Genomic DNA, 4333 nt, shown 5'->3' on the forward strand with positions numbered 1-4333 from the left:
GACCGAGAACAGCACCTTGTGATCGGCCACGAACGGGATCGCCGAGCCGATGTTCGACATCGCCGAAGCTGTCGAAACAGCAACGGTCAGAACGTAATCCACCATCAGGGCACTGGCGACCAGCAGGCCGGCATTGGCGCCCAGGTTGGTGGTCACCACTTCGTAGTCCCCGCCGCCGGACGGGTAGGCGTGCACGTTCTGCCGGTAGCTGGCCACCACCACCAACAAGACGACGGCCACCGCCAGCCCGATCCACGGTGTCATCGCGTAGGCGGCCAGCCCGGCCACCGACAGCATCAGGAAGATCTCCTCCGGGGCGTACGCCACCGACGACAATGCATCGGAGGCGAACACCGGCAGAGCGATCCGCTTGGGCAGGAGGGTGTGGCTCAGTCGATCGCTGCGGAACGGCCGACCCAGAACCAATCGGCGCGCCGCGGTCGAGAGTTTGGACACGAGAGCCAAGGGTAAGCCCATGCGACGCTGGCGGTAGCGTTCCCTAGAGGGGAACGCTCCGGGTAGAAATCGGCGGGCCAGCGGGGCTGCCGACCGGGCCCCGAGGAGAGGCTGCTGCCGAAAGGACCTCAGGTGCGGGTAGTAGTGATGGGGTGCGGCCGGGTGGGCGCCGCCGTGGCCGACGGGCTGTCCCGGATCGGGCACGATGTCGCGGTCATCGACCGTGACAGCACCGCCTTCAACCGGCTCAGTCCCGACTTCGCGGGCGAACGGGTGCTGGGCCTGGGATTCGACCGCGACGTTTTGCTGCGGGCGGGCATCGAGCAAGCCGGCGCGTTCGCCGCAGTGTCGTCCGGCGACAACTCCAACATCATCTCGGCCCGGCTGGCCCGCGAAACATGGGGTGTGCAGCGGGTTGTCGCGCGCATCTACGACGCAAAACGCGCCGCCGTCTACGAGCGGCTCGGCATCCCCACGATCGCCACAGTGCCCTGGACCACCGACCGGCTGCTCAACGCCCTGCTGCGGGAAAGCGAGACGACCAAGTGGCGCGACCCCACCGGTACCGTCGCCGTCGTCGAGCTGGTCGTGCATGAAGACTGGGTGGGCCACCGCATCACCGATCTGGAAGACGCCACCGGCGCCCGGGTCGCGTTCATGATCCGCTTCGGTAGCGGGCTGCTGCCCGAACCGAAAACCGTGATCCAGGCCGGCGACCAGGTGTACGTCGCCGCGATCGCCGGACGCGCCACCGAGGCGCAGGCCATCGCCGCCCGCCCGCCCAGTGAGGACCTCGAATGAAAGTCGCGATCTCCGGAGCGGGCGCCGTCGGCCGTTCGATCGCCCGCGAGCTCATCGAGAGCAGTCACGAGGTGACGTTGATCGAACGCAACATCGATCACATCGACGTCGACGCCATCCCAGCCGCGCACTGGCGGTTAGGCGATGCCTGCGAGCTGAGCTTGCTGGAGTCGGTGCACCTCGAGGACTTCGACGTCGTGGTAGCCGCCACCGGCGACGACAAAGCCAACGTGGTGCTGAGCTTGCTGGCCAAAACGGAGTTCGCGGTGCCACGTGTGGTGGCGCGGGTCAACGATCCCCGCAACGAGTGGCTGTTCACCGACGCCTGGGGCGTGGACGTGGCGGTGTCGACCCCGCGGATCCTGGCCTCATTGGTCGAGGAAGCGGTCGCGGTCGGCGACCTGGTGCGGCTGATGGAGTTCCGCAAAGGCCAGGCCAACCTGGTCGAGATCACGCTGCCTGACGACACCCCATGGGGCGGCAAGCCGGTGCGCAGGCTGCAGCTGCCGCGCGACGCCGTGCTGGTGACGATATTGCGCGGCCCACGGGTCATCGTGCCGGCACCCGACGAGCCGCTGGAAGGCGGCGACGAACTGCTGTTCGTGGCGGTTACCGAGGTGGAGGAGGAGCTGCGTCAGCTGCTGCTGCCGGAGCATCAGCCGGCGCCGAGCGCATCGCACGCTGGGCAGCCTTGATCGCCAGGTAGGTCAGTGCCGCCGCCGCGGCAGTCAGCGGCCAGCCCATTCCGATCCGGGCCGCGGCCAGCCAGCCGGTGTGGTCGGCGTCGTAGAGCAGCCGCTGCACCACGAACCGAGCGCCGAACACCAGCACCCAGGCCAGCGTCGCCGCGTCGAACGCCAACAGCGCGCCACGCACCCGTCGCCAGCTGCGGTCATGCCCGCTGGCCCAGCTCCACACGTAACCGACCAGCGGACGCCGGATCAACACCGATAGCGCGAAGATCACCGCCCAGATCAGCGACATCCAGATGCCCAAGAGGAAATAGCCCTTCGATTGCCCGACCGCGTAGGCGACCAGCGCGCAGCAGGCGACGCCGAAGAAACCGGACACCGCTGGCTGCGTCGACTCCCGCCGGGCAAGGCGCAGCAGCAAGATCACCGCGGCGGCGGCCAACGCAGCGCCGATAGCGGGCAGCAAACCGAAAGCACCGGACACGCCGACGAAGACCACCACCGGCAGAGACGAGTAGATGAGCCCGCTCACCCCGCCCAGCTGTGCCAGCAGGCGGTTGTCGCCGCTGCGATCAGCAGCCATGACTCACCCCGATGAGCGCGACGCCGTCACCGTCCTGCGCCGTCACCGCTGAATTTCGTAGTGCGGGTTGTAGACCGCCTTGGCACCGTTTTCCAGCGTGCCCAACCGACCCCGCACGCGCAGCGTGCGGCCCGACTCGATGCCGGGGATGCGCCGCTGCCCCAACCACACCAAGGTCACGGTGTCGGTGCCGTCGAACAGTTCCGCGCGGACCCCGCCGGCGCAGCCCTTCGCGTTGGCCTCGACGCTGCGCAAGGTGCCCACCATCGTGACCTCTTGGCCGCGCTGGCAGTCGATCGCCCGCTGGGCTCCGGTATTGAGCGCCTCGTCGGACAATTCCTCGACGTCGAGTTGCTCCGGGTCTTCCGTCAACCGACGGGTGAGCCGGCGCAGATAACTTGCGGCCGTCATGGCCTCTCCTGACGCTTCTGCCAGTCCTTCATGGACGCCATCTAGTTATGCCAACGGACACCGTAGACCTGTTGGTTCCCCGATGCCACACACCCCTCAGGGTGGCGTTGGAGTACCCACAAACCGCGGGCAGTATCAGGGGGTGGCTGTGAATTTGCGCGGTGTCAGCACTGTCTTGTTGCCTGGCACCGGCTCCGACGACGATTACGTCGCCCGCGCCTTCGCCCGCCCACTGCAAAAGGCCGGCGCGGTGGTGATCGCGCACCCGCCGCAGCCCGGACAGCTGATCGACGGCTACCGCGCCGCCATGGACAGTGCCGCTCAGGCCGGTCCGATTGCGGTCGGGGGTGTGTCGATCGGCGCAGCGGCGGCGGTCGCGTGGGCGTTGGACCATCCAGACCGCGCGGTCGCGGTGCTCGCCGCGTTGCCCGCGTGGACCGGGGCGCCGGTGAGCGCCCCGGCCGCCGACGCGGCACGGCACTCGGCGCATCAGCTTCGCCGCGACGGCCTGGCGGCGACGACGACGCAGATGCGGGCATCCAGCCCACGCTGGTTGGGCGACGAACTGGCCCGGTCGTGGCAGCGCCAGTGGCCGCAACTGCCCGACGCCATGGAGGAAGCGGCCACCTACGTCGCGCCGACCCGCGCAGAGCTTGCGCGACTCGTCGCACCGCTGGCGGTGGCGGCCGCTACGGACGACCCGATTCATCCCCTGCACGTAGGTGTCGAATGGGTGAGCGCCGCACCGCGCGCAGCGCTGCGGACCCTGACGCTGGATCAAATCGGCGCCGAGCCCGCCGCTTTGGGCGTGGCCTGCCTGGCTGCGCTCGGCGATCTCTAGGGTCAGCCGCTGGTGCTGCTGCGCAGCTGTTGCATTGCCGAGCCGCCGGCGCTGCGGCGCGCCTCCGGCTCGGAGCCACCCGGCTGCTGCGCCGCGGCCTGTTGTGCAGCGGCCTCACGCAGCTGGGCCGCCATCGGCTCGGGCAGCTGCACCGGCAACGGCGTCCTGACCGGCAGCGGCGTATCGCCACGGCGAACGACCGTGTCGGCCAACGCTTCTCGTGCTTCCTGAGTCAGCGCGTCCATGGTCTCGTGTGAACCGTTGACCACACAACGGATCATCCAGCGGTAGCCGTCGACCCCGATGAACCGCACCGCGCCGGTCGCGACGCCGACCACTTCCCGGCCCCACGGGCCATCTTGGATGCTGACGTTGACCGAGTCTTTGCGCAGCGACTCGGCGAGCTCGGCGGCCACTTCACGCCACAAACCGCCCGTCTTCGGCGCTGCGTAGGCGGCGATGGTGTAGCGGCCGTTGGGTGTGACGACCCACACCGCGCTCGGAATACCGGCCTCGGTGACCTCGACCTGCACCTGGCCAGCCCCGGGT

The 4333-nt window shown here is 69.0% G+C and carries 6 protein-coding genes and 1 pseudogene; 3 read left to right on the top strand and 4 right to left on the bottom strand.

From position 1 onward, the window contains the following. Positions 1–456: pseudogene (locus VFA16_RS12695) on the bottom strand (DNA-binding protein); the annotation flags it as partial. A gap of 132 nt (positions 457–588) precedes the next feature. Here VFA16_RS12695 and VFA16_RS12700 point away from each other — a divergent pair. Both VFA16_RS12700 and VFA16_RS12705 read left to right on the top strand, forming a co-directional pair. Next, complete coding sequence (locus VFA16_RS12700; protein WP_324968150.1) at positions 589–1257, top strand: TrkA family potassium uptake protein; 669 nt, start codon at positions 589–591, stop codon at positions 1255–1257. Then, positions 1254–1952, top strand: a complete 699-nt coding sequence (locus VFA16_RS12705; protein WP_324968151.1) for a TrkA family potassium uptake protein — start codon at positions 1254–1256, stop codon at positions 1950–1952. Before VFA16_RS12700 ends, VFA16_RS12705 begins: the two co-directional genes overlap by 4 nt. Here VFA16_RS12705 and VFA16_RS12710 read toward each other — a convergent pair. Both VFA16_RS12710 and VFA16_RS12715 read right to left on the bottom strand, forming a co-directional pair. Next, entirely contained in the window at positions 1867–2532 is a 666-nt protein-coding gene (locus VFA16_RS12710) for a DUF3159 domain-containing protein (protein WP_324968152.1), read from the bottom strand. The genes VFA16_RS12705 and VFA16_RS12710 overlap by 86 nt on opposite strands. A 42-nt stretch (positions 2533–2574) precedes the next feature. Continuing rightward, a complete protein-coding gene (locus VFA16_RS12715; RefSeq protein ID WP_324968153.1) occupies positions 2575–2943 on the bottom strand; it encodes an OB-fold nucleic acid binding domain-containing protein in 369 nt (122 codons plus the stop codon). A 142-nt stretch (positions 2944–3085) separates the two neighbouring features. Here VFA16_RS12715 and VFA16_RS12720 point away from each other — a divergent pair, with 142 nt between their 5' ends. Then, the gene (locus tag VFA16_RS12720) at positions 3086–3784 is read left to right on the top strand and encodes an alpha/beta hydrolase (protein WP_324968154.1); all 699 of its coding nucleotides are present in this window, start codon (positions 3086–3088) and stop codon (positions 3782–3784) included. Between the two features lie 2 nt (positions 3785–3786). Here VFA16_RS12720 and VFA16_RS12725 read toward each other — a convergent pair. Further along, positions 3787–4333, bottom strand: a 547-nt coding sequence (locus tag VFA16_RS12725) for a DUF3710 domain-containing protein (protein ID WP_324968155.1), incomplete at its 5' end; no start/stop codon positions are given.

Source organism: Mycobacterium sp. (assembly GCF_035653355.1).
Lineage (GTDB): Bacteria > Actinomycetota > Actinomycetes > Mycobacteriales > Mycobacteriaceae > Mycobacterium.